Origin of the sequence: Micromonospora deserti (assembly GCF_003236335.1) — a bacterium.
Lineage (GTDB): Bacteria > Actinomycetota > Actinomycetes > Mycobacteriales > Micromonosporaceae > Micromonospora > Micromonospora deserti.
Genome location: NZ_POUB01000032.1, coordinates 1 through 23,975, shown reverse-complemented (window position 1 = coordinate 23,975; position 23,975 = coordinate 1). Strand labels below are relative to the sequence as shown.

The following is a 23,975-nucleotide window of genomic DNA, read 5'->3' as shown; positions in this document are numbered from 1 at the left end:
TATTTCGATAACCCTGTTCGGGTACGCGAAAAAGGTGGGGGCCGGTGGCGTTCCGCCACCGACCCCCACCGGTAACCCTGTTGTCAGTTGGTGACCATGACGATCATGTCGTCGGTCGGGTCGGTGCCCTGCTGCACGATCTCGATGGTGGTGCCGGTACCGGCCACCTTCACCGAGTTCCACGCGTTGCCCGCCGTCCAGTACTTGCCGATGCCCTTGTCACTGAAGATCGGGTTCGGCGCGAGCTCCGGCAGCGTGACCGCCACCCCGTTGCGGTGGAAGGTCTGCGCCGGCTTGGCGTACAGGCTGAACGTGGCATCGAAGCCGTTGCGCCGGTTGCTGATGGTGCCCTGGCCACCGACGTTGATCTTGTCCGGACGGACGTCCACCGGCAGGTTCAGGCCGTAGCCCGGGTGCTGCGAGGTGTTGTTGTCGCCGTACGCGTAGTTCACGTACCAGACCAGCATGCCGGGGTGGTTCGAGAACCGCTCGACGAAGTTCGGCCGGGTGTTGCCGAACCCGAAGTTGTACCCGCCGGTACGCAGGGTGTCGTCGTACCCCACGTGGCTCCGGTTCTCCGCGATGTAGAAGCGGGGGTACGTGTCCGTGACCGAGCCGGTCATCCGGCTGAAGCCCTTGGCGGTCCACTCGGCGGCCAGCGTTTCCGCGTCGTCGGTCCAGGCGACGGTGCCGTTCTTGGTCAGCGAGATGTTGTCCAGGAACGCGCCGGCGAAGTGCACGCCGCCGTCGGTGGCGTAGCGGTAACGGAACTGCACGGTCTGCCCGGCGTACGCGGACAGGTCGTAGGTCGAGTCGACCCAGTTGCCGTTGCTGGAGCCGTCGATGCCGGTGTCCCCGGCGTCGACCAGCGAGTTGGTCAGCTGGGTCCAGGTGGCCCCGCCGTTGGTCGACACCTCGGCGAAGAGGTAGTCGTAGTCCTCTTCGATGTCGTACTGCAGCTTGGACGTGATTGACGCGGTGGTCGCGCCGGTCAGGTCCAGCGTGCGGGACAGCGTGTTCTTCAGGTCGTCCGCGCTGCCGCTCCACCACTCGTACGACCCGCCGAACGGCGTGTTGTAGCTCGTGGTCTGGCTCTGAGCGGGCAGGTTCACCACCACGGCCTGGGCCTTCGGCCCGTCGCTGTCACCGGCCGGCCCGAGCGTCACCTGCGTGCTGCCCTTGCCGTACTCCACGGTCGTGTAGTTCAGCCAGCCCAGGAAGAGCTTGGAGTACGGGTCCATGTAGCCCGGGGTGGAACCGATGTCGTCGGTGCCGTGGCTCAGCCACGAACCGGACGCCATGAGGCTCCAGAAGCCCACGCCGTTGTCGCCGCCGGCGGTGTCGTAGTAGTCCGGCAGACCGAGGTCGTGACCGTACTCGTGGGCGAACACGCCCAGACCACCGTTCTCCGGCTCGGTGGTGTAGTCACGGATCCACAGTCCGGTGTCGCCGATCGGCACCCCACCGGAGAGGTTGCCGGCGGGGCCGGCGCTGCCCTCGAGGTTCGTGAAGGCGGCCCACCGGTGCGACCAGATGGCGTCCTCGCCCTGGGCGCCGCCGCCGGCCTCCTCGCCCTCGCCCGCGTGCACCGCCTGGAAGTGGTCGATGTAGCCGTCGGGCTCGTTGAAGTCGCCGTCGCCGTCGAAGTCGTACCGGTCCCAGACGTCGAACTGGGCCAGGTATTCCTTGATCTGCTCCGGGGTCTTGCCCGCGGCGACCTGGGACTCGTACCAGGCGGTGGCGGCGTCCTTGACGAAGTTCCAGTAGCCGTCGGCCTCGGAGATGGCGGGGCTGCCGTACCGAGCCTCGTTGTAGGGAACCCGCACCCAGTCGCTGACGTCGCCGCCGACCGTGTACCGGCCGCCGGACTGCTTCAGGTAGAAGTCCCGCATCGACTCGCCAGGACCGAACATCATGTCCTGGTAGTGCGCCCGGTTGAAGTCCGACCGCCACAGGGTGCTGTTGTCGTCGGTCGAGCTGCCGTCCCAGTTGCGGTCCGGTTCCGGGATCTGGTTGACCCGCGGGCCGGGGGTGCCCCCGGTGCGCGGGTCGGTCTGGTCACCGAACTCGACCAGGATGGTGAAGAGCGGGTCGGTCTTCGGCGCCTGCTGGTACTCGACGAACAGGTCGTCCTTGACCTGGATGACCTCCGAGCCGTTGCGCTTCTGAAGCTTGGCCTTGCCGGAGAGCAGGTCGGCGATGGCCTGCTTCCGGAGCTCCCGCCGCTGATCCGCCTTCGGATCGGGGAGGTTGTCCCGGCCGTGCTTCGCCTTGTCGGAACCGGGGGCCGGGTCGGCCGTCGGTGCGCCGGACGCCGGCGTCGCCACGACCCCCGCCGCCAGCAGCGCGGCCGCGGCAGTGGCCAGGCCGGCTGTGACTCGTCTCCTCAAAGGTCCTCCTCCTTTGTGGATCTGTTACATGGCAGCCGCGACCAAGGCCATGACTGTCATGTGATGCGCCACTCACCCTGGCAGAAGGAGCAGCGGGTTGTCACGGGCTGATTGACGCCCGAGGCGACTCTCTCCGCCCTATATATGCGCATAAGTGGGTATCAAAGGTCTGGGCGAGCCGGAGTGAGATCGCGTTACGTTTTGGCTACGATCACGCACGGTAGCCGTGGTTATGAGGTCCCCTTAGGGGAGCGCGCGGGTACCGGAAAATGTCACAGTGGTCGGCGCGTGGCCATCGTGACCGGTAACACGACGCGGGGCCCGCCCGGAGCCGTTGCTCCGGACGGGCCCCGCCGGCGTCCCGGTGCGGGCGCTCGGGTCAGTTCGTCGCCGGGGTGACGTGCACCGTGGCGTACGAGTTGTCCTTCGCGGTCCGCAGGATGGTGATCGAGACGCCGTAGGACACGCCCTGGTCACCCGGGTTGCCCGAGCCCAGCACGGTGAACCCGAGGTTCGTGCCGTACAGGCCGGTGGCCGGGGTGCCGTCCGGGTTGGTGATCCGCGTGGTGTAGGGCGCGAGGCCCCTCGACGGGATCACCACGGAGGCGTCGTTGTCCCGGGCGAAGAGCCGCCCGTCCCGGACCTCGACCCCCGGGTACCAGCCCTTGGCGTCCGTGAAGGCCGGCACGGCCGGCTGTGCGCCGAAGGTGGTGCAGTACTCGCTGTACGGCTCGTCCGCCGCCTCCAGGCACTCCTTGAAGGAGTACGTCGGGTTGAGCGAGAAGGCCGCGTTCGCGGACTGCGGGCGGCTGGGCAGGTTGTCCAGCACCGACGGGTCCTTGACGGCCGCCTCACCCTGCCGCCGGTACGGGTCGAAGTGCGAGTCGACGATCAGCAGGCCACCCTTGGCGCCGTAGCTGGGCAGCGAGGTCAGCTGGGCGGTGACGTGGTTGACGTTGCCCAGCGCGGTGTCCCGGTACCAGACCAGCATGCCCGGCGCGTTGTAGGAGAGCTTGTCGACCTTCCAGGCGTCGCGCGAGTACACCGTGTCGTACGCGTACTTCAGGCCCTCGTCGAAGCCGTCGAAGTTGCGCCACTCGGCCAGGTAGTAGTGCGCCTGATTCGACGTGCCGCCGTCGATGCGCCAGCCCGGACCCATGGTGTCGACGAAGGTGCCGCCGGTCGCGGTCCAGCCGTTGGCGCCGTTCTCGACGTCGTCGCTCCAGGTGGTGGCGCCACCGCCGGTCACCGAGAAGTCGTCGGCGAACCAGCCGCGCTCCAGGAACGCCTCGTCGGTGGCGTAGCGGAGCCGGACCTGCACGGTTTGGCCGGCGTACGCCGACAGGTCGACGTAGTCGTGGCGCCAGCCGTGCGTGTCACCGGTGAGGCCGTACTTCTTGTTGCCGAAGTCCACCATCCGGCCGTTCGGGTCGGGGTAGCCGTCGTTGGTGGTGACCAGCTTGCCGGTGGAGTCGTAGACCTTCTGCTCGCTCCAGGTGGCGCCGCCGTCGGTGGAGACCTCGACGAAGCCGTAGTCCCAGTCGGCCTCGATGACGTAGTTGTTCCACATCCAGAACTTCGCGTCGGCCGCCGCCGGCACCGCCACCTCGCGGGTGATCTTGACGTCCGCCCAGTCCTGGTCGGCGCCGGTGTACCACATGTTCGCGCCGCTGTGTGGCGTGGCCAGTGTGACCACCTTGTTCGGCAGGTTGATCTTGATGCCGTCAGCCGTGCCGCGCGGGGTGCGGGAGGTCTGGCCCAACTGCACGTCCCGAGGGTCCGAGCCCGGGTTGACCGTCAGCGGGTCGGCCCAGCCGAGCACCCACTTGTCCCACAGGCCCATGTGGGTCGGCAGGGCCTGGAAGACCTCACCGGAGTGCGAGCCCGAGGCCATCAGGTCCCAGAAGTCGACGTCCGAGTCGGCGTTGCCGGAGGTGTCGTAGAGATCCGGCAGGCCCAGGTCGTGACCGAACTCGTGGGCGAAGACACCGACGCCGGCGTCCTCCGGCTGGACGATGTAGTTCGAGACCTGGAGGTCCGTGCCCGGAATGGTGTAGCCGCCCGGCACCGACGAAGAGTGCGCCCAGACCGCGTAGATGCCCTCGGCGCCGCCGCCGCGGGACTTGCCCTGGCCGGCGTGCACCAGCACCAGGTGGTCGATCACGCCGTCCGGCTCGAAGAAGTTGCCGTCACCGTCGCGGTCGGCCTGGTCCTCGATGTCGTAGTCGGCCCACGGGAAGTTCGGGTCCATCTTCGCGAGCGTGTCGATCGCGTCGGTGGCCAACCGGCCGGCGCCCTGCGGGTTGTCCGGGTGGCCGTTCATCGCCTGCTGGCGCCCGGCCACCCAGTTGCCGTTCTCGTCCTGGAAGCAGCGCGAGGCCGCGTACCAGCCCTCGGAGTGCGGCACCTTGATCCACGGGCTGGCCTGCCCGTCCACGGTGTACGCGCCCTTGGACATCTCCAGGTACATGTTGCGCATGGTCCGGCCGGCCAGGCTGATGCCGGGCTTGCCGTCCGGGCCGGTCAGGTCGGTGCGGACCCGCTCGGTGATGCCCTCCGAGGTGTAGAGCATCTTGTCGTAGTGCTCGGGGGAGAAGTCCGGCACCCACATGGAGTTGTTGTCCAGGTGGGGCAGGTCCGCCGGATTCGGGATGTTGTTGTGCAGCGGCCCGTTCTGTACGGTGCCGAGGACGCAGCTCCGGTCCTCGAAGACCGTCTTGGGGACCATGACCCCGGTGAAGTCGTCGTTGGCGTTCTCGTTGAACTCCACCAGCAGGGTCAACAGCTTGGCGGTCTGGGTGCCCTTGGCCTGCTTGATCTGCCGGGGGTTCTTGCCCGTCTTGATCGCCTCGGCCTCGACCTTGGCCAGCTGCTTCGCGGTGACCGGGTTGCCTCGGGCGAACTTGCGGTCGTACGCCCGCGCCTCCTCGACCACCGGGGCGTGAATGCCACCCTTGCCCTTGACCTCGCGGCCGCTGGTGTCCGGTTGGACCGCCGGCTCCGCGTAGTTGATGTAGAACTCGTCGGCACCGATCGTGGCCCGCGCGGGGCTGGACTGTGCCGCCGCCGTGCTGCCTGTCACGGTCAGTGACGTGGCGGCGAGGGCGATGGCGGGCAGCGCGACGAGTAGGCGCCGGCGTGACCCGGATTGCGGATTTCTGTTCATGCCACTCCATTTCTCGGGCATGGGGGAGAAGGGAGTCGGCCGGCATTCCATCGATGTGACGTCCATCGAACCGGGCCGACCTGCGTGAACCTAAATCACAAAGGACGCGAACGACAGGGGCGACGCCCGCCTGTGTCCGTTCAGCTTCTCCCGGCTCCACCGACCGACCGATGTGACACCCCGCACCCGGCCCAGGACGTACCCGTAAGAAATGACGGTGGGTGACGGCCCGCGCGGACCGCCACCCATCACGCCGTACGCCTGTGGTCAGTCCTCGTCGGACTTCCCGCCGCTCATGCCCGAGGCGATCAGGTCCATCACCGAGGAGTCCTGGAGCGTGGTGACGTCGCCCAGCGACCGGTTCTCCGCCACGTCCCGCAGCAGCCGTCGCATGATCTTGCCGGACCGGGTCTTCGGCAGTTCGGGCACCAGCATGATCTGCCGGGGCTTGGCGATCGGGCCGAGCGTCTTGGCCACGTGGTTGCGCAGGTCCGCGATGAGCTGCTCACCCGCCGCGCCCGCGGTGTCCGCGCTGCCCCGCGGGATGGCGAACGCGACGATCGCCTGCCCGGTGGTCGGGTCGGTCGCGCCGACCACCGCCGCCTCAGCCACCGACGGGTGGGAGACCAGCGCCGACTCCACCTCCGTGGTGGAGATGTTGTGCCCGGACACCAGCATCACGTCGTCGACCCGGCCGAGCAGCCAGATGTGCCCGTCGTCGTCCTTCTTCGCCCCGTCCCCGGCGAAGTAGATCCAGTCGGCTCCCGACCCGCCACCGCTGGCGCCCGCGCCGAACCGCGACCAGTACGTCTCGATGAACCGGTTGTCGTCGCCCCAGATGGTGCGCAGCATCGACGGCCACGGCTCGCGCAGCACCAGGTAGCCGCCACCGCCGTTGGGCACCGACTGGCCCTGGTCGTCGACCACGTCGGCGACGACGCCCGGCAACGGGGTCATCGCGGAACCCGGCTTGGCCTCGGTCACGCCCGGCAACGGTGAGATCATGACGGCCCCGGTCTCGGTCTGCCACCAGGTGTCCACGATGGGCAGCCGACCCCCGCCCACGTGCTGCCGGTACCAGATCCACGCCTCGGGGTTGATCGGCTCGCCGACGCTGCCGAGCAGCCGCAGCGACGACAGGTCGAAACCGGCGGGGATGTCCTCGCCCCACTTCATCATCGTGCGGATCAGCGTCGGCGCGGTGTAGAGGATGGTGACCTGGTACTTGTCGACGATCTCCCAGAACCGGCCCTTGTGCGGGGTGTCCGGGGTGCCCTCGTACATCACCTGCGTCGCCCCGTTGGAGAGCGGGCCGTAGACGATGTAGGAGTGGCCGGTCACCCAGCCGATGTCGGCGGTGCACCAGTAGACGTCGGTCTCCGGCTTCAGGTCGAAGACCGCGTGCGTGGTGTACGAGGTCTGGGTCAGGTAGCCACCGGTGGTGTGCAGGATGCCCTTCGGGCGGGCGGTGGTGCCGCTGGTGTAGAGGATGAACAGCGGGTGCTCGGCGTCGAACGGCTGCGCGGCGTGCTCGGTCGAGGCGGTCTCCACCGTCTCGTGCCACCAGTGGTCCTTCGCCGACCAGGCGACCTCCTCGCCGGTCCGGCGCACCACCAGCACATGCTCGACCGACGGGCAGTTCGCCACCGCCTCGTCCACGGTCGGCTTCAGCGCCGACGGCTTGCCCCGGCGGTAGCCGCCGTCGGCCGTGATCACCACCTTGGCGGTGGCGTCCTGGATCCGGTTGGTCAGCGCATCGGCGGAGAAGCCGCCGAAGACCACGCTGTGCGTGGCGCCGATCCGGGCGCAGGCCAGCATCGCGACCGCCGCCTCCGGGACCATCGGCAGATAGATCGCCACCCGGTCACCCGCCTTCACGCCCAGCGCGGTCAGCGCGTTCGCCGCCTGGCAGGTGAGCCTGTGCAGCTCGGCGTACGTGATGGTGCGGGTGTCGCCGGGCTCGCCCTCCCAGTGGATGGCGACCTTGTCGCCCCGGCCCGCCTCGACGTGCCGGTCCAGGCAGTTGTACGCCACGTTGAGCTGCCCGCCGACGAACCACTTGGCGAACGGCGGCTTCGACCAGTCGAGTACCTGCTCCCACTGCTTGGCCCAGGCCAGCCGGCCGGCCTGCCGCTCCCAGAAGGCCAGCCGGTCGGCCGCCGCCTCGTCGTAGGCGTCCGCCGTGACGTTGGCGTTCGCGGCGAGTTCGGCCGGGGGCGGGAACTGGCGCGTCTCGTTCAGCAGATTGGCCAATGCCTCGCTCATGCCGTACTCCCTCGTCGCTCGGGTGACCTGCGTCTCTCGGGAGAGGTTAGTCGGGGGCGGCGGCGGAGGCGACCGCCCTTCGCCCGGATCGCGCCGAGCGGCCCGCGTCGCGCGCCGGACGGCGTAGCCCCGTCCCGCGCCGCGCTTGAGGTCCGTGGCCGGGATCGCGTTCCTGCCGGGCGACGCCCGGCGCGGGGGCCCGGGTCGTTAGCGTGACGGGGTGACCGACGACCCGCTCGCCCCGCTGCTCGCGCTCGCCGACATCGCCCCCGCCGTCGAGCGGGCCCGTGAGCGGTTCGACCAGGCGCTGCGGCACCGCGCGCTGCGCCGGCACGGTGGCCAGGTCGCGGCCGAGGTCGGCCTGCGGTCCGCGGTGGCCAGCGCCGCCCTGGAGGGGTACGTCCACGAACGCGAGGCGGTGCGCGCCGGAACCGTCACCGACCCGGTGCTCCAGGGTGCGCTGCGGGTCGCCGGCGCGCTGCCCGGGCTCACCGAGCTCTGGCCGAAGGCGCCCCGGCAGGCCCTCGCGAAGCTGCACGTGCTGGCCGCCCGGGACGCCGTCGGCGAGGCCGAGCTGGGCCGGCCGGTAGCCGACGCGGTGGTCGCCGCCCGGCTGGACGGGTTGGCCGGGCTGGCCGCGGGCGGCACGAAGGTTTCCCCGCTGGTGCTCGCCGCCGTCGTGCACGGGGAACTGCTGAACCTGCGCCCGTTCGCCGGGCCGTCCGGGGTGGTGGCCCGCGGCGCCGCCCGGCTGGTGCTGCTCTCCAGCGGCTTCGACCCGCGCGGCCTGCTCGCCGTGGACGTCGGGCACCAGCAGCGCGAGCCGGAGTACGTCGGCTCGGCCGGCGCCTTCGCTACCGGCACCCCCGACGGCCTGCGCTCCTGGCTGCGCCACTACATGACGGCCGTGGAGGTCGGCGCCGACCAGCTCACCCTGATCGGCGACGAGATCCTCGCCGCCTCCTGACGGCCACCCCTCGGTGGACCCTCCGGCTGGTCGGCCGGTGGCCGCCCGGGTCGGCGGCGGGCCGCCGCGCGGACGTGCGGTCGGCACCGCGGCGGAGGATCCCGGCGCCGCGTTCGGGAGGCCGGGACCAGGCAGTGGCCGGCCGGGTGCGGCGGGTTCAGGCGGTGAACGGGGCGGTGCGGTTGCCGCCGGGGTGGTACGCCGGGGTCAGGCGGTGGCCGGGGTGGTGCATGCACCGTCAGGCGGTGGCCGGCCCGTGCGGCGGGCTCAGGCAGTGACGGGGCGGTGCGGATGCGGCGCCGAGGTGTGCCGGGATCAGGTGGTGGCCGAGGTGGTGCGGGTGCGGCGGTGACGGCCGTACCAGGCGATGCCGATGGCCACGCCGACCCCCACGCCCAGCGCCGCGGCGGCGACCGGGACGGCCGGGCGCTCCCGCAGTCGCCGGCCCAGCGGAACCGGGTGCCGGAACTCCAGCACCGGCCACGAGTTCTCGACCGCGAGCTTGCGCAGCTGCCGGTCCGGGTTCACGGCGGTGGGGTGGCCGACGCACTCCAGCAGCGGCCGGTCGCTGTACGAGTCGGAGTAGGCGTATGAGTCGGCGAGGTCGTAGCCCCGCTCGAGGGCCAGCTCGCTGACAGCGTCGACCTTGCTCGGGCCGGCCGCGTAGAACTCGACCTCGCCGCTGTACCGGCCGTTCACCACGCCCATCCGGGTGGCGATCACGTCGGTCACGCCGAGCAGCGCACCGATGGGGCGGACCATCTCCTCGCCGGAGGCGGAGACTAGCACCACGTCCCGCCCGGCCGCCTGGTGCTCCTCGATCAGGGCGGCGGCCTCGGCGTACACGTACGGGTTGATCAGCTCGTGCAGCGTCTCGGCGACGATCTGGCGTACCTGCTCCACCTGCCAGCCCTTGCAGAGCGTGGCAAGGTAGTCCCGGGTGCGGGCCATGGTTTGTTCGTCGGTGCCGCCCAGCCGGAACATCAGCTGCGCGTACGCCGACTTGACGACGTCACGCCGAGTGATCAGCCCGTCCCGGTAGAACGGCCGACCGAACGCCAGAGCGCTCGACTTGGCGATGACGGTCTTGTCGAGATCGAAGAAAGCGGCACTTCGGCCCACGGCGCGAAAGTCTAGCCCGATGGTCTATGGTCGGCGGGTGCCCGGGGTCCAGTGACCCCCCCGAACCTGCGGGCCGGCCGCCACCACCCCCCGCTGATCGTGACCACGGTCACACTCTGCGAACACGAATTCGCAGGGAGTGGAGGCAACACCACTCGACGTATACAGGTCCGCTCAGGCAGACTTACCGGCACGACGAGTATTCATATCTCGGACAACAGACAGACCCTCGGCGGTTGCACCCCCCGTGACCGCTGAGTGGTTCGGCTCGACCCCCCCGGAGCCGAACCTCCCGACGACCCCCGTCTCCCCCCGACGGGGGTCGTCCCTTTTCCGGGTCCGCGCCGCGTCAGGCCACCGGTTCCCGGTACGCCGCCGCGCGCAGCGGGCATCGCCGCCGCCAGGAGCCCCGGGCGGCGCTGCCGGACATAGCAGATCGACTGACGTGACGGGCGTTGTCCACAAGCGGTCCAGTTGTCCACAGACGGTCGCGGTGGGGCGGCGGGCAGGGCCGATCGGGAGCAGGGTCTCGGGTCAGCAACCCGGAGCCCGACCCAGGAGGCCGCGATGCCACCCCGTACCTCCGTCCCACCACACCGGCGGCTGCCGCTGCTCGTCACCGCGGACGGCGACCTGCTCGACGACCTGCTCCGGCTCGCCGCGGCCGGCGGCGTCGAGGTGGAACTCGCCGCGGACCCGGCGGCCGCCCGGTCCCGGTGGCTGCCCGCGCCGCTGGTCCTCCTCGGCTGCGACCAGGCCGAGCCCTGCCTGCGGGCGCGACTGCCGCGACGGGCGCGACTGGTGCTGGTCGGCCGGTCCGGGCAGCTCGACCCCGGCTGGGAGGTCGCGCAGCTGATCGGTGCCGAGCACGTCGCCACCCTGCCCGCCGCCGAGCCGTGGCTGGTCGACCGGTTCGCCGAGTGCGGGCCCGAGGGCGACGACCCGGGTGCGGTCAGGATCACCGCGGTGCTCGGCGGGCGCGGTGGGGCCGGGGCGAGCATCCTCGCCGGCGGGCTGGCGGTCACCGCCGCCCGGGCCGGGCTGCGTACGCTGCTGGTCGACGCCGACCCGCTCGGTGGCGGGCTCGACCTGGTGCTCGGCTGGGAGCAGCTGGACGGGCTGCGCTGGCCGGCGTTGACCGACGCCGACGGCCGGGTGGACGCACCGGCGCTGGTGCGGGCCCTGCCCAGCCGGGGCGACCTTGTGGTGCTCTCCTGGGACCGGGGTGAGCTGCTCGCCCTCCCGGCTCAGGCGATGGCCGCCACGGTCGACGCCGCCCGGCGGGGCCGGGACTTCGTCGTGGTCGACCTGCCCCGACAGCTGGACGACGCCGCGGTGACCGCCCTGCAGGCGGCCGACCAGGCGTACGTGGTCGTCCCGGCCGAGTTGCGGGCCACCGCGGCGGCGGCCCGGGTGGTGGCAACCGCCGCACCGCACTGCACCGACCTGTCGGTGATCGTGCGTGGCCCGGCGCCGGGCCGGCTGCGGGCGGCCGAGGTGGCGCGGGCGCTCGGGCTGCCGCTGGCGGGCACGCTGCGGCCGGAGCCGGGGCTCGCCCGGGGATTGGAGCGGGGCGAGGCGCCGGCCGCCGCCGGTCGGGGGCCGCTGGCCGCGCTCTGCCAGCGGATCGTCGCTGATCTGACTGGGGCGACCGCGGCGGGTGCGGCATGACCGGGCCGGCGCAGGGTGACGATCTCGCCGCCCGGGTGCGGCACCGGATCGCTGCCGCCGCGACTCCGGTCACCCCGGCCGCGATCGTCTCCGCGGTACGGGCCGAGCCCGCCGCCGCCGTGCTCGGTGACAACGCGGTGCTGCGGATGGCCGACCGGGTGCACGACGACCTGGTGGGCGTCGGGCCCCTCGCTCCGCTGCTGGCCGACCCGGAGGTGACCGACGTACTGGTCAACGGCGTCCGGGTCTGGGTGGACCGGGGGCAGGGCCTGCACCAGGTCGCGGTGCCGGTCGGCAGCGTCGACGACGTGCGACGGCTCGCCCAGCGGCTCACCGCCGGCGCCGGCCGGCGACTCGACGACGGCTCCCCGTACGCGGACGCCCGGCTCGCCGACGGCACGCGACTGCACGCCGTGCTCCCACCGGTGGCGACCGACGGGCCGTACCTGTCCCTGCGGACCTTCCGGCAGCGCCCCTTCACTCTGGACGAACTGGTCGGCCGGGGCACCGTGCCGAGGCCGGTGGCGCCGGTCCTCTCCGCCGTGGTCGCGGCCCGGCTGGCGTACCTGGTCACCGGCGGTACCGGGTCGGGCAAGACGACGCTGCTGAACACGTTGCTCGGCCTGGTGCCGGCGACCGAGCGCATCGTCCTCGTGGAGGACGCGGCCGAGCTGCATCCGCAACATCCGCACGCGGTCGGGTTGCAGGCGCGCACTGCCAACGTGGAGGGTTCCGGCGCGGTCGGGCTCACCGATCTGGTCCGGCAGGCGTTGCGGATGCGGCCCGACCGGTTGGTGGTCGGCGAGTGCCGGGGCGGGGAGGTGGTCGACCTCCTCGCCGCGCTCAACACCGGCCACGACGGCGGCGCCGGGACGCTGCACGCCAACGCCCCGTCGGACGTGCCGGCCCGGCTGGAGGCGCTCGGCATGCTCGGCGGGCTGCCCCGTGCCGCGCTGCACGCCCAGGTGGCTGCCGCGCTCCAGGTGCTGCTGCAGGTACGCCGCGGCACCGACGGACGGGTGCTGGAGTCGATCTGCCTGCTGCTGCCCGAGGGCCCGGACCGCCTGGTCACCGCAGTCCCTGCCTGGGTACGCGGGCGCGGCCTCGGCCGCGCGGCCCGCGCGCTCGCGGCACTGCTGGGGGAGCGGGGCGTGCCGGCTCCGCCGATCCTCCACGAGCCCTGGCCCGGATCGGCGGGTCCGGCATGACCGGCGTCTGGTGGCTGCTGGCCGCCGGCCTGGTCGGCGTGGCGGTCCTGGCGGCCCGGCTGCTGCACAACCGCCGCCGTGACGTCGTCGTCGCGCGGCGGCACGACGGGGCGACCGGTGCGGACGACCCTCTGGTCGACTGGGTGGCCGAACTGCGCGGCACTCCGGCGCGCGGCATCGGCCGGACCGCCGGCGGCGATGGCGCGACGTCCGGTGGCCAGGTCGATGGCGCAAACCGGGGCGGAGATTCTCCGCCGCCGGCTGTCGTCCCGGAGCTGGGGTCGCGGTTCCTGGCCGCGGCGGTCCCGGGCGGTGAGGCGGTGAACCCTGGCGAACAGCGAACGGCGCGCGTACGGCGTAGCCTCGCCACCCGCTCGCCCTGGCCCTGGTCGGCAGGCGGTTACCCGGGCCCCTCCCGACCAGGCGGCTCCGCCGGGCCACCGGTCCGCCGGGACGCCCGACGCCCGGTCGGCGTACCCGCCCCGTCGGCCATCTCGCTGCCGGTCCGGCCTCCCTCGGCGGCCGACCTCGCCACCGGAGCCGGTCGGCGTGCCCGGTGGTTCCACTCGGCGCTCCTGACCGGGTCGCCGCGGCGCACCCTGCTGCTGGTCGGCATGGCCGGCGCTGGCATCGGTAATGTCCTGGCCGGTCCGGTCGCGGCTGTCGCCGCCGCCGCGTACGGCGCGTTGGCCGCCCGCGCCCTGCTCCGGCGACAGGCCGTCCGACGGGCTGATCGGGCCCGGCGCCGCCGGCTGGACGAGCTGTCCGGGCTGGCCGCCGACCTCCGGGCCGGCCTGCCGGCACCGGTCGCCGTGGCGGGCCTCGACCTCACGGGGACGGCCGGGACCATGACCGCCGACCCGCCGCCGGTGAGACGGCGCGGGGCGGTGCTCGATCCCGCGCGGCTGCTCGGGCCCGCCGCCGATCGCCCAGGGGCGGGGCAGGTCGACGTGCCGGCCGGCGAGCGACCGGGCGCGTCGGACCGGCTCGGACGGCTCGCCCGGGCCGCCGTACGCCTCGCCGACCGCACCGGTGCCCCGCTTGCGGAGCTGGTGGAGCGGATCGAGGCGGACGCCCGATCGGTCGACCGGGGTCTGGCCGCGGCGGCGGCCCAGTCCGCGGGGGCGCGGGCCACCGCCTGGCTGCTCGCCGCCCTGCCGCTCGGCGGCATCGCGCTCGGATACGGGATCGGCGTCGACCCGGTCGCGGTGCTGCTGCACACCCCGGTCGGCGGTGCGTGCGCGGTCGGCGCGATCGTCCTCCAGGCCGCCGGGCTGTTCTGGGCCGAGCGTCTCGGTGCGACACCGGGACGGGCCGGCTGATGTCCCGCCCGGTGATCGCGAGCGGCTTCCTGGTCGCGGCGGCGGCCCTGCTCGCCGCGACCGGCGCCGGGCGGCGGCCCCGGCAGCGGCTGCGCGCACTGCGTCACGGGCCGGTGCGGGCGTACCTACCCGAGGCGACGATCCCCTCCGCCGGTCCCGTGGCGGGCGACGAGTCGCCGGATTCCCCGCCGACGTCCCGGCGACCGGACGTGATCCGCCTCGCCGCCGGGCTGGGCGGCGTGGCCGTGGCGGTGATCGTCGGTGGCTGGCCCGGCCTGCTGACTGCTGTCCCGGTGGCGCTGCTGCTCGACCGGGCGCTGCGCCGCATCGAATCCCCGGCCGTGCGGGAGCGACGGCTGCGGGAGGCCGACGACCTTCCGCTCGCCGCCGACCTGCTGGCTGCGGCGATGCGGGCGGGAGCCCCGGTGGACCACTCGGTGCTGGCCGTCGCCGAGGCCCTCGACGGGCCGCTTGCCGACCGGCTCGGCCGGGTCGGTCGCATGCTCCGGTTGGGCGGCGGCCCGGAGGAGGCGTGGTCGCACCTCGGGTCGGTGCCGGGGGCGGAGCGGCTGGCCGCCGCCGCGCTGCGTACGTCAAACAGCGGGGCCGCCCTGGCCGGGGCGCTGAGCCGGCTCGCCGACGACCTGCGCGCTGACCGGGCCATCGCGGCCGAGGCGGCCGCGCGCCGGGCGGGTGTGCTGATCGTGCTGCCGCTGGGGCTCTGCTTCCTGCCGGCCTTCATTCTCGCCGGCCTGGTGCCGGTGATCGTCGCCGTCCTGGGCGACGTGCTCTGACCCACCATCGAGAAAGGACCAGACAGTGCGCAAACTCTTCGCCCGCCTGCGCGGGGACGCCGGGATGAACACGGCCGAGTACGCCGTCGGCACGCTCGCCGCGGTCGCCTTCGCCGGCATCCTGCTGAAGGTGCTGACCTCCGGCAACGTGCAGTCCGCGTTGACCGCCGTGATCGACCGGGCGCTGAAGTGATCCGGCGCCGGTTGGCCGGCCGCGACCGGGGTTCCTTCACCGCCGAACTGGCGGCCGGCCTGCCGGCGCTGCTGCTGCTCCTGCTCGCCGGTCTGACCGCGGTCGGCGCGGTCGGCACGAAGGGTGGCTGCCTGCACGCCGCCCGGGAGGCGGCGCTGGCCGCCGCCCGGGGTGAGGACGGGACGGCCAGCGCGTCCACCCCGGACGGCGCCGAGGTCTCGATCACCGTCGACGGTCAGCGGGTACGCGCCACCGTCCGGGCACCCGTACGCGCTCTCGGCGCCCGGCTGCCCCGGATCACCGTGACGGCGAGCGCGGTTGCGGCCGTCGAGCCCGGCGCCCCGGAAGCTCGGCCATGAGCCCACAGACCGTCGCGCCCGCGGTCGACGACCGTGGTGGCGCGACGGTCTGTCTGCTCGCGGTCGGGTTGGTGTTCGTCCTGGTCGGTCTCTTCGGCGCCGCGGTCGGCGCCGCTCGGACGGCCCGGCAGCAGGCCCGGGTCGCGGCGGACTTCGGCGCGCTCGCCGGTGCCGGCCGGGCGCTGGCGGGTGAACCCGCCGCCTGCGGCCTGGCCGCCGAGATCGTCGCGGTCAACGGCGGGCGGCTGCTCGCCTGTCGACTCGACGGCCTCGACGTCCTGGTCACCGCCGAGGTGGCCGTGGCGCCGCTGCCCGGCCTGGCCCGGACGGTGACCGCTACCGCTCGAGCCGGTCCCGTCCGCGGCTGACCACCCACCCGCAGGCACCTACCCGCCGACGGCCGTCCGTCCCGTACCCGGGGACCACCCGAGCGCACCTCAGGGCGCGGGCCACGCGAGCAGCAGGCCCGGGGCCGGTCCGAGCAGCAGGTCTGCGGGTGGGCCGGCCAGGGCAACTCGTCGACAGCGGGCGCGGCCAACGGGCGCGACCGAGCAGCCGCCGGGCCAGCCGGACGTCTGCTCGACGGGACCCGGGACGAGCAGCACGGCACCGCGCGGGCCGTGCGGGCGACGGTGCCGTGGTCGAGGACGCGCTCGACCCGGGCATGTCGTCGCCCGCACGGTGGCCGGGCCTGGGCCGCACCGTGGCCTGGCCTAGGCCGACGTGGCCTGGCCTGGGCCGACGGTGGCCGGGCCTGGGCCGCACCGTGGCCGGGCCTGGGCCGCTGTCCCGCGCGTGAGGCCGGTGGGCCTGCTCGGGGGTCAGCGGGCCTGGAGGGCGTCGAGGGCGACCGCCATCGCGATCACGAGTCGCCGGTCGATCTGCGGGTCCTGCACCTGGACGACGTACCGGTCGCGCAGCCCCCACTTCTTGACGACGGAGAAGACCGGCTGGCCGCCGGCGGTGAAGTCGAAGTGGTACGGCAGCCAGGAGAGCGAGTCGACGAACCGGCGCAGCAGCGCCACCGGCAGGCTCCGCTCTTGGCCGGTGACCTGCGGCAGTCCGGCCTGCTCGACGTGCCAGGTCGAGCGGAGCAGCGACTGGGCGAAGTCCTTGCGGAACAGCCCGATCGGGGTGCCGGCGTGGTCGGTGACGTCGTACGTGGCGCCGAGGTCGAGGCGTTGCCGGGCCTTGAACCCGAGCAGCGGCTGCTGCTTGGAGTCGTCGGTGTAGATGGTCACCTGCTCCTTAAAGGCGAGCCGCTTCTGCTGGGCGAACGCCAGCAACTCACCCTCCGAGCCGTCCGGCGCGACGGCGTGGACCTCGTACTGGTTGACCATCATCCGTAGCCGCTGGCGGATGTGGAACTGCTGCCGGGCCTGCAAACTGTCGAGCTGCATGAGTTCTCCTTCGAGGCGTGCGCCGGAGTCTCGCACAGCGCACCCCGCCCCGCCGCCCGGGCGCGCCCGCTGGGGAGGCTCCGCGCGACCCGGGCGCCGGGGTGGCTCAGCGCCGCCCATCGGCGCGGCGGCTCAACGATGGTGTCGGCCACGACTCCTCCTCGGGCGGGACGAACGGCAGAGCGGGACGCGCGAGGGATGGAAGCGCTCCCACATCTTCCCTTGCCCAGCGGTGCCGGCTTCTATGCCTCCGGCCGGGACGCCGCCGGGCGCGGTGCCGGGCACGGGTCGCCGGCGCGTGGGGCCGGTACGCCGTCGGGCAGGTTGGCCAGCACCACGTCCAGCACCCGGATCGCGTCCGGCTTGGATAGCGGGCTGTTGCCGTTGCCGCACTTCGGCGACTGCACACAGGACGGGCAGCCCGCCTCGCAGCCGCACTCCGCGATCGCGTCCCGGGTCGCCCGCAGCCAGGCCGCCGCCGTCCCGTACGCCCGCTCGGCGAAGCCGGCCCCGCCCGGATGCCCGTCGTAGACGAAGACCGTCGGCGCCTCGGTGTCGGGGTGCACAGCGGTGGAGAGCCCGCCGATGTCCCACCGGTCGCAGGTGGCCATCAGCGGCAGCAGGCCGATCGCGGCGTGCTCGGCGGCGTGCAGCGCCCCTGGCACGTCGGCCGGCTCCACCCCGGCGGCGGCGAGCGACCCCGGCGACAGGGTGAACCAGACCGCCACCGTGCGCAGCTCCCGGGCCGGCAGGTCCAGCGGCCGGGTGTCGATCACCTCGCCGGTGGCGATCCGCCGCCGCTGGTAGGAGACCACCTGGCTGGTCACGTCGACCTCGCCGAGGAAGAGCCCGACCGGCCCGGCGTCGACATAGGAGCGCACGCTCGCCACCGACAGCGAGGTGACGTCCCGGGCGTGGGTGGACCATTCCGGCTCCTCCGGGTGCACCAGCGCGCACCCGTCGGCGAGGTCCAGGTCGTCCACCACGTACGACACGCCCTGGTGCAGGTAGACCGCGCCGGGGTGGAGCAGGAAGTGCGACGAGCCGCCGTCGACGGTGCCGAGCAGCCGGCCGGTCGCCGCCTCCACCACGCAGACCGGCGCGCCCCCCTCGCCGCGCAGGTCCACCTCCGGGCGCTCCCGGTGTCGCCAGTACCAGCCGGTCGGGCGCTGCCGCAACGCCCCCGCCTCAACCAGCGCGTCGACCGCCTCCTTGGCGCCGTCGCCGAAGAGCGCCAGGTCGGCCGGGGTCAGCGGCGCCTCGGCCGCGGCGCAGGCCAGCTGCGGGCCGAGCACGTACGGGTTGGCCGGGTCGAGCACGGTGGCCTCCACCGGGGCGCCGAAGAGCGCCTCCGGGTGGTGCACCAGGTAGGTGTCCAGCGGGTCGTCCCGGGCCACCAGCACGGCGAGCGCCTCCTGCCCGGAGCGCCCGGCCCGGCCGGCCTGCTGCCACAGCGACGCCCGGGTGCCCGGATAGCCGCAGATCAGCACCGTGTCCAGGCCGATCAGGTCGACGCCGAGTTCCAGCGCGTTGGTCGAGGCCAGCCCGAGCAGGTCGCCGTGCAGCAGCGCCCGTTCCAGCTCCCGCCGCTCCTCGCGCAGATAGCCCGCTCGGTAGGCGGCCACCCGGTCGCCGAGCCCGGGCACCGCCTCGTCCAGCGCCCGGCGGGCATTCGCGGCCACCACCTCGGCGCCGCGCCGGGAGCGGACGAAGGCCAGCGTGCGTACCCCCTCGGCGACCGTGTCGGCGAGCAGGTCGGCCGTCTCCCGCAGAGCCGACCGGCGGACCTGGGTGAGATCCGCCGCCGGCTCCGCGGCCGGCTCGGCGGGCAGCAGCGGCGGCTCCCAGAGCGCGAAGGTCACCCCGCCGCGCGGCGAGGCGTCCTCGGTCACCGCGGCCACCGGCAGGCCGGTGATCCGCCCGGCCGCCGCGGCCGGGTCGCCCGACGTCGCCGAGGCCAGCACGAACACCGGCGTACGCCCGTAGCGCGCGCACTGCCGCCGCAGCCGGCGCAGCACGTGCGCGACGTGCGAGCCGAACACGCCCCGGTAGGTGTGGCACTCGTCGATCACCACGTACGCCAGCCGGCGCAGGAAGCCCGACCACTGGGCGTGCCCGGGCAGGATGCCGTGGTGCAGCATGTCCGGATTGGTCAGCACGAACCGGGAGTGCCGCCGGATCCACTCCCGTTCGGTGCGCGGGGTGTCCCCGTCGTAGCAGGCGGGGCGTACCCCCGCCAGCTCCAGGGCGGCGACGGCGCGCAACTGGTCAGCGGCGAGCGCCTTGGTCGGCGCCAGGTAGAGCACGGTGGCCCGGGGATCCCCGAGCAGGGTGGCCAGCGCCGGCAGCTGGTACGCCAGGGACTTGCCGGACGCCGTGCCGGTGGCCACCACGACGTGCTGGCCGTCGTACGCCAGATCGGCCGCCTCGGCCTGGTGCCGCCAGGGCGCGGCCACGCCTCGCCGGGCGAACGCCGCGCGCAGCTCCTCGGGCGCCCACCGCGGCCACGGGGCGGGCACGCCGGCCCGGGCCGGCACCCGCTCGACGTGGGTGACCGGATCCGCTCCGCCGCGGGCCCGCAGCCGGCCCAGCAGGTCGGCCGGCGATCGCCCCGGGCCGAGGCCCGCGGATACGGTGGCTGCGGACGACGGCTTCAGGTCGTGGCGCGGCGCTAGACGCGCCGAGCTGAAGCTGTCGGAGGTCACGTCCTGCACTCTCGCACTGGTGTTCGGAGATGAAAAGCCGGGGTGCCGGGTGAGGGGAGCCTCCGCCGGTGACGCACGGGTCGTTCCGGCGCTAGTGGTTAGATGCCCAGGAGAGTTTACGGCTCTGGCGAGGAGGACCGATGGAGCTGTCGCTGGCGACCCGCACCGTGGGTGAGCACACGGTGCTCGAGGTCGGCGGTGAGGTGGACGTCTACACCGCCCCCCGGCTGCGCGAGCGGCTCCTCGAGCTGATCGACGGCGGCGCCCGCCACGTCGTGGTCGACCTGGGCCGGGTGGACTTCCTCGACTCCACCGGGCTCGGGGTACTGGTGGGCGCGCTGAAGCGGCTGCGAACCGCGGGCGGCTCCTTCGCCCTGGTCTGCGACAAGGAGCCGCTGCTCAAGATCTTCCGGATCACCGCGCTCGACCAGGTCTTCCCGCTGCACCCCACGGTCGACGCGGCGGTCGGCGCCGACTCGACCGGCCCCGGCGCGTGATGGCGACGGTCCGGCTCTCCTTCTCGCCGGCGCCGGTGCACGTGCGTACCGCGCGCCTGGTCGGGGTCGCGGTCGCACGACGGGCCGGGGTCCGCGAGGACCTGCTCGACGAGGTACGCCTGGCGATCGGCGAGGCGTGCACCCGGGCGGTCGCCCTGCACCGGCAGTACGGCGTGCCCGACCCGGTGCTGGTGGAGATGTCCGACTCCGGGGCGTACGCCGTGCGGGTGGTCGACCGCGCCCCGATCGAGGCCGGCATCGGCCTGGCCGCGCTGGACGCCGACCAGTTGGCCAACGAGTCGCTCACCGACGAGGCGCTCACCACCGGTGTGGGCTTCGCGCTGCTCGCCGGCTTCGTCGAGGACCTCCAGGTCCGCCCGGTCGAGGAGGGCGTCGGCACCGAGGTGCGGATGGTGTGGCCGATCGGCCGCTGACCTGACTCTCGCTCACACAGGCCGCGTCCCGGCAGGGGCGCGGCCTGCTCGTCATGGACCCGCTCCTATATCAGATTTCGTTTCATAACACAGCGACGAAGATCATCAAGACAGGGTGCCCCCTCGGTGTGACCTCCGACACTGCGGAGGGCTACAGTACCCGGGTTGTCAGCAAGTGATCCATCCCGCAGCCAGCGGGAACGGTGGTTCATCGCTGGTCCGCTCGGGGTGGGTTGGCGCGCGCTTGCGACTCCGCATCCAGGCGCCGGCCGGTGCGTCTCCACCGGCCCGCGCGAGCGTTCGGTACAGGAGGACACAGATGTCCGACACCTTGGCCGCCGAGGGCGGCGGGATCTCCCTCACCGGGGACAATGTCACATACGTCGTCATCGCCGCGGTGATCGCGCTGGTGGCGCTCGTATTCGCCGCCGCACTCACGAAGGCCGTGCTGGCGGCCGGCAAGGGCACCAGCAATATGCAGGAGATCTCCGGGGCGGTTCAGGAGGGCGCCTCGGCTTATCTGCTCCGGCAGTTCCGCACCCTGGCGATCTTCGTGGTCATCGCCGTGGTGCTGCTGTTCCTGCTGCCGGTGCACGACACCGATGGCAGCGAGACCGTGGTGAAGCTCGGCCGCTCGCTGTTCTTCGTCGTCGGCGCCCTGTTCAGCGCGTTCATCGGCGGCGCCGGGATGTGGCTGGCCACCCGGGCCAACCTGCGCGTGGCCGCCGCCGCCCGGGAGCGAGAAGGTGGCCGTGAGGCGGCCATGAAGATCGCCTTCCGTACCGGTGGAGTGGTCGGCTTCCTCACCGTCGGTCTCGGTCTCTTCGGCGCCGCGCTGGTCGTGCTGCTCTTCCGGGGCGACGCGCCGACCGTGCTGGAGGGCTTCGGCTTCGGTGCCGCGCTGCTCGCCATGTTCATGCGGGTCGGCGGCGGCATCTTCACCAAGGCCGCCGACGTCGGCGCCGACCTGGTCGGCAAGGTCGAGCAAGGTATCCCGGAGGACGACCCGCGTAACGCCGCCACCATCGCCGACAATGTGGGCGACAACGTCGGCGACTGCGCCGGCATGGCCGCCGACCTCTTCGAGTCGTACGCGGTCACCCTGGTCGCCGCGCTGATCCTCGGGCGGGCCGCCTTCGGCGAGCAGGGCCTGGTCTTCCCGCTGATCGTCTCCGGCATCGGCGCGATCATCGCGATCATCGGTGTCTTCATCACCCGGCTGCGCGCCTCGGACCGCACCGGCCTGACCGCCATCAACCGCGCCTTCTACCTCTCCGCGCTCATCTCCGCGGTGCTGGTCGCGGTCGCCACCTGGGCCTACCTCCCGGCGAGCTTCGCCGAGCTGGAGGGCGGGCTGACCGACGTCAGCGAGAACCCGCGGGTGGTCGCCATCGGCGCGGTCGTCATCGGCATCGTGCTGGCCGCCGCCATCCAGGCGCTCACCGGCTACTTCACCGAGACCAACCGGCGCCCGGTGCAGGACATCGGCAAGAGCTCGCAGACCGGCCCGGCCACCGTGATCCTTGCCGGCATCAGCGTCGGCCTGGAGTCGGCGGTCTACTCGGCGCTGCTGATCGGCGCCGGCGTCTTCGGGGCGTTCCTGCTCGGCGGCAGTTCCATCACCCTCTCCCTGTTCGCGGTGGCGCTGGCCGGCACCGGCCTGCTCACCACGGTCGGCGTGATCGTCGCGATGGACACCTTCGGCCCGATCTCCGACAACGCCCAGGGCGTGGCCGAAATGTCCGGCGACATCGACGAGCACGGGGCGCGGACCCTGACCGAACTGGACGCGGTCGGCAACACCACCAAGGCGATCACCAAGGGCATCGCGATCGCCACCGCGGTGCTCGCCGCGACCGCGCTGTTCGGGTCGTACACCGACACGCTGCGCACCGCGTACCTGGACGCCGGGGTGGGCGACGTCGGGGCCGAGATCCTCAACTCGCTGAACGTGGCCAACCCGCGCAACCTGGTCGGCCTGATCATCGGCGCGGCGGTGGTCTTCCTCTTCTCCGGTCTGGCCATCAACGCGGTCTCCCGCTCGGCCGGCGCGGTGGTGATGGAGGTCCGCCGGCAGTTCCGCGAGCTGCCCGGGATCATGGACCGCACCCAGCGCCCGGAGTACGGCAAGGTCGTCGACATCTGCACCCGGGACGCGCAGCGCGAGCTGATGACCCCCGGCCTGCTCGCCATCCTGGCGCCGATCGCGGTCGGCTTCGGCCTCGGGCCCGGCGCGCTGGCGTCGTACCTGGCCGGCGCGATCGGGGCCGGCACGCTGATGGCGGTGTTCCTGGCGAACTCCGGTGGCGCGTGGGACAACGCCAAGAAGCTGGTCGAGGACGGCGCGTACGGCGGCAAGGGCTCCGAGTCGCACGCCGCGACGGTCATCGGCGACACCGTCGGCGACCCGTTCAAGGACACCGCCGGCCCGGCGATCAACCCGCTGATCAAGGTGATGAACCTGGTCTCGCTGCTGATCGCGCCGGCCGTGGTGGCGTACAGCGTCGGCGACGAGCGGAACACCGGCCTGCGGGTGGGCATCGCCGTGGTGGCGACCCTGGTCATCGTCGCGGCGGTGGTGTTCAGCAAGCGCAAGGGCGTGGCGATGTCCGACTCCGACTCCGGCGCCGGTACCGGCAGCGGAACCGGCACCGAGGGCCAGCGGCCCGAGCCGGTCAACGCCTGACCCGTATGGGATCCGGTCCCCGGCTGGCGCACGTCGCCGGCCGGGGACCGGCCGTGCCGGGGGCGCAAACCTGACCACTGCCTCCGCTCGACAAAGGTCGTACGCTGCATCGCATGCGTACGTGCCGGGCGGCAGCCGCCGGGAAGCTCACGGTGGTCCTGGCCACGCTCGTTCTGGTCGCCGCCGGGTGCGGAGGCGGCCCCAGCCCGCAGGCCTGGGCGGCGTCGGTCTGCGCGGCGCTGACCCCGTGGCGGGCCGAGATCAGCAAGCTCACCAGCAGCACCGACCAGCAGATGACGGCACAGACCACCCCGGCACAGGCCAAGGAGAACCTGGTGCGGCTCTTCGGTGGGGCGGAGCAGGCCAGCGAGACCGCCCGGCGCAAGGTCGAGCGGGCCGGCATCCCCGAGGCCGAGCACGGCGCGGAGGTGTCGGCGGGCTTCCGCACCTCACTGGCGAAGATGCGGGACGCGTACGGCAAGGCCCGGGACACCATCGACGGGCTGAGCACCAGCCAGGCCACCGTCTTCTACGACGGCGTCCGCACGGCCGTGGACACCCTCAACAAGGAGTACGACGCGAGCGCGCTGGACACCAGCCGGCTCAACTCGGAGGAGCTCAAACGCGCCTTCGCCGAGGTGCCGGAGTGTCGCTGAGCGGTGCCGCCGAGCCGCCGGAGAGCACCTTGGTCGGCTTCTGCTGGTCCGGGCCCTTGAACCCGAACGCCGCGATGTACGCCCGGGACGGCATCTCGACCTTGCCCACCAGGAGGTGGTCCAGCCCGTCGGAGACGGTC

18 protein-coding genes are annotated in these 23,975 nt (G+C 72.9%); 12 read left to right on the top strand and 6 right to left on the bottom strand.

Going from position 1 to position 23,975, the window contains the following annotated elements; translation table 11 throughout:
- Nucleotides 1–83 precede the first annotated feature (83 nt).
- The 3 genes from C1I99_RS07740 to acs form a co-directional block, all read right to left on the bottom strand.
- The gene (locus C1I99_RS07740; RefSeq protein ID WP_111133520.1) at nucleotides 84–2,390 is read right to left on the bottom strand and encodes an immune inhibitor A domain-containing protein; all 2,307 of its coding nucleotides are present in this window, start codon (nucleotides 2,388–2,390) and stop codon (nucleotides 84–86) included.
- Nucleotides 2,391–2,769: 379 nt separating this feature from the next.
- Nucleotides 2,770–5,556 (bottom strand): immune inhibitor A domain-containing protein, encoded by a 2,787-nt coding sequence (locus C1I99_RS07735; protein ID WP_111133519.1) that lies wholly within the window; start codon nucleotides 5,554–5,556, stop codon nucleotides 2,770–2,772.
- 267 nt (nucleotides 5,557–5,823) lie between these two features.
- The gene (gene acs / locus C1I99_RS07730) at nucleotides 5,824–7,821 is read right to left on the bottom strand and encodes an acetate--CoA ligase (protein WP_111133518.1); all 1,998 of its coding nucleotides are present in this window, start codon (nucleotides 7,819–7,821) and stop codon (nucleotides 5,824–5,826) included.
- A 220-nt stretch (nucleotides 7,822–8,041) separates the two neighbouring features.
- Here acs and C1I99_RS07725 point away from each other — a divergent pair, with 220 nt between their 5' ends.
- A complete protein-coding gene (locus C1I99_RS07725; RefSeq protein ID WP_111133517.1) occupies nucleotides 8,042–8,788 on the top strand; it encodes a Fic family protein in 747 nt (248 codons plus the stop codon).
- 315 nt (nucleotides 8,789–9,103) lie between these two features.
- Here C1I99_RS07725 and C1I99_RS07720 read toward each other — a convergent pair whose 3' ends face one another.
- Nucleotides 9,104–9,910 carry an HAD family hydrolase gene (locus tag C1I99_RS07720; RefSeq protein ID WP_111133516.1) on the bottom strand — a complete coding sequence of 269 codons (807 nt, stop codon included), beginning with the start codon at nucleotides 9,908–9,910 and terminating at the stop codon, nucleotides 9,104–9,106.
- A gap of 567 nt (nucleotides 9,911–10,477) precedes the next feature.
- Here C1I99_RS07720 and ssd point away from each other — a divergent pair.
- The 7 genes from ssd to C1I99_RS07680 all read left to right on the top strand — a co-directional run bounded on the left by ssd (nucleotide 10,478) and on the right by C1I99_RS07680 (nucleotide 15,825).
- Nucleotides 10,478–11,581 (top strand): septum site-determining protein Ssd, encoded by a 1,104-nt coding sequence (gene ssd / locus C1I99_RS07710; RefSeq protein ID WP_111133514.1) that lies wholly within the window; start codon nucleotides 10,478–10,480, stop codon nucleotides 11,579–11,581.
- A complete protein-coding gene (locus tag C1I99_RS07705; RefSeq protein ID WP_111133513.1) occupies nucleotides 11,578–12,789 on the top strand; it encodes a TadA family conjugal transfer-associated ATPase in 1,212 nt (403 codons plus the stop codon). Before ssd ends, C1I99_RS07705 begins: the two co-directional genes overlap by 4 nt.
- Nucleotides 12,786–14,111 (top strand): type II secretion system F family protein, encoded by a 1,326-nt coding sequence (locus tag C1I99_RS33855; protein WP_233512394.1) that lies wholly within the window; start codon nucleotides 12,786–12,788, stop codon nucleotides 14,109–14,111. Before C1I99_RS07705 ends, C1I99_RS33855 begins: the two co-directional genes overlap by 4 nt.
- A 158-nt stretch (nucleotides 14,112–14,269) precedes the next feature.
- Nucleotides 14,270–14,905: a type II secretion system F family protein gene (locus tag C1I99_RS07695; RefSeq protein WP_233512396.1), complete on the top strand. Its 636-nt coding sequence runs from the start codon at nucleotides 14,270–14,272 to the stop codon at nucleotides 14,903–14,905.
- 25 nt (nucleotides 14,906–14,930) lie between these two features.
- Nucleotides 14,931–15,098 carry a DUF4244 domain-containing protein gene (locus C1I99_RS07690; protein ID WP_088997060.1) on the top strand — a complete coding sequence of 56 codons (168 nt, stop codon included), beginning with the start codon at nucleotides 14,931–14,933 and terminating at the stop codon, nucleotides 15,096–15,098.
- Nucleotides 15,095–15,457 carry a TadE family type IV pilus minor pilin gene (locus C1I99_RS07685; RefSeq protein ID WP_111133511.1) on the top strand — a complete coding sequence of 121 codons (363 nt, stop codon included), beginning with the start codon at nucleotides 15,095–15,097 and terminating at the stop codon, nucleotides 15,455–15,457. The genes C1I99_RS07690 and C1I99_RS07685 overlap by 4 nt, the downstream gene beginning before the upstream one ends.
- Nucleotides 15,454–15,825, top strand: a complete 372-nt coding sequence (locus C1I99_RS07680; RefSeq protein ID WP_111133510.1) for an Rv3654c family TadE-like protein — start codon at nucleotides 15,454–15,456, stop codon at nucleotides 15,823–15,825. Before C1I99_RS07685 ends, C1I99_RS07680 begins: the two co-directional genes overlap by 4 nt.
- Nucleotides 15,826–16,278: 453 nt before the next feature.
- Here the strand turns inward: C1I99_RS07680 and C1I99_RS07675 are convergent, their stop codons facing one another.
- Both C1I99_RS07675 and C1I99_RS07670 read right to left on the bottom strand, forming a co-directional pair.
- Nucleotides 16,279–16,857: an LURP-one-related family protein gene (locus tag C1I99_RS07675; RefSeq protein WP_111133509.1), complete on the bottom strand. Its 579-nt coding sequence runs from the start codon at nucleotides 16,855–16,857 to the stop codon at nucleotides 16,279–16,281.
- Nucleotides 16,858–17,099: 242 nt separating this feature from the next.
- Entirely contained in the window at nucleotides 17,100–19,562 is a 2,463-nt protein-coding gene (locus C1I99_RS07670) for a DEAD/DEAH box helicase (RefSeq protein ID WP_438941390.1), read from the bottom strand.
- Between the two features lie 140 nt (nucleotides 19,563–19,702).
- Between C1I99_RS07670 and C1I99_RS07665 the strand changes: the two genes are divergently transcribed.
- The 4 genes from C1I99_RS07665 to C1I99_RS07650 all read left to right on the top strand — a co-directional run bounded on the left by C1I99_RS07665 (nucleotide 19,703) and on the right by C1I99_RS07650 (nucleotide 23,835).
- Nucleotides 19,703–20,059 carry an STAS domain-containing protein gene (locus C1I99_RS07665; protein WP_111133508.1) on the top strand — a complete coding sequence of 119 codons (357 nt, stop codon included), beginning with the start codon at nucleotides 19,703–19,705 and terminating at the stop codon, nucleotides 20,057–20,059.
- Nucleotides 20,056–20,493 (top strand): ATP-binding protein, encoded by a 438-nt coding sequence (locus C1I99_RS07660; protein WP_111133507.1) that lies wholly within the window; start codon nucleotides 20,056–20,058, stop codon nucleotides 20,491–20,493. The genes C1I99_RS07665 and C1I99_RS07660 overlap by 4 nt, the downstream gene beginning before the upstream one ends.
- Before the next feature lie 319 nt (nucleotides 20,494–20,812).
- Nucleotides 20,813–23,179, top strand: coding sequence for a sodium-translocating pyrophosphatase (locus tag C1I99_RS07655; RefSeq protein WP_111133506.1), 2,367 nt, complete (start codon nucleotides 20,813–20,815; stop codon nucleotides 23,177–23,179).
- Between the two features lie 113 nt (nucleotides 23,180–23,292).
- The gene (locus C1I99_RS07650; protein ID WP_111133505.1) at nucleotides 23,293–23,835 is read left to right on the top strand and encodes a hypothetical protein; all 543 of its coding nucleotides are present in this window, start codon (nucleotides 23,293–23,295) and stop codon (nucleotides 23,833–23,835) included.
- Nucleotides 23,836–23,975 lie beyond the last annotated feature (140 nt).

What these genes read in the sequence shown, in the direction of transcription:
- C1I99_RS07675 (WP_111133509.1), bottom strand. Translation starts at nt 16,857, where the DNA reads ATGCAGCTCGACAGTTTGCAGGCCCGGCAGCAGTTCCACATCCGCCAG.
- C1I99_RS33855 (WP_233512394.1), top strand. Translation starts at nt 12,786, where the DNA reads ATGACCGGCGTCTGGTGGCTGCTGGCCGCCGGCCTGGTCGGCGTGGCG.
- C1I99_RS07650 (WP_111133505.1), top strand. Translation starts at nt 23,293, where the DNA reads ATGCGTACGTGCCGGGCGGCAGCCGCCGGGAAGCTCACGGTGGTCCTG.
- C1I99_RS07705 (WP_111133513.1), top strand. Translation starts at nt 11,578, where the DNA reads ATGACCGGGCCGGCGCAGGGTGACGATCTCGCCGCCCGGGTGCGGCAC.
- C1I99_RS07735 (WP_111133519.1), bottom strand. Translation starts at nt 5,556, where the DNA reads ATGAACAGAAATCCGCAATCCGGGTCACGCCGGCGCCTACTCGTCGCG.
- ssd (WP_111133514.1), top strand. Translation starts at nt 10,478, where the DNA reads ATGCCACCCCGTACCTCCGTCCCACCACACCGGCGGCTGCCGCTGCTC.
- C1I99_RS07665 (WP_111133508.1), top strand. Translation starts at nt 19,703, where the DNA reads ATGGAGCTGTCGCTGGCGACCCGCACCGTGGGTGAGCACACGGTGCTC.
- C1I99_RS07680 (WP_111133510.1), top strand. Translation starts at nt 15,454, where the DNA reads ATGAGCCCACAGACCGTCGCGCCCGCGGTCGACGACCGTGGTGGCGCG.
- C1I99_RS07655 (WP_111133506.1), top strand. Translation starts at nt 20,813, where the DNA reads ATGTCCGACACCTTGGCCGCCGAGGGCGGCGGGATCTCCCTCACCGGG.
- acs (WP_111133518.1), bottom strand. Translation starts at nt 7,821, where the DNA reads ATGAGCGAGGCATTGGCCAATCTGCTGAACGAGACGCGCCAGTTCCCG.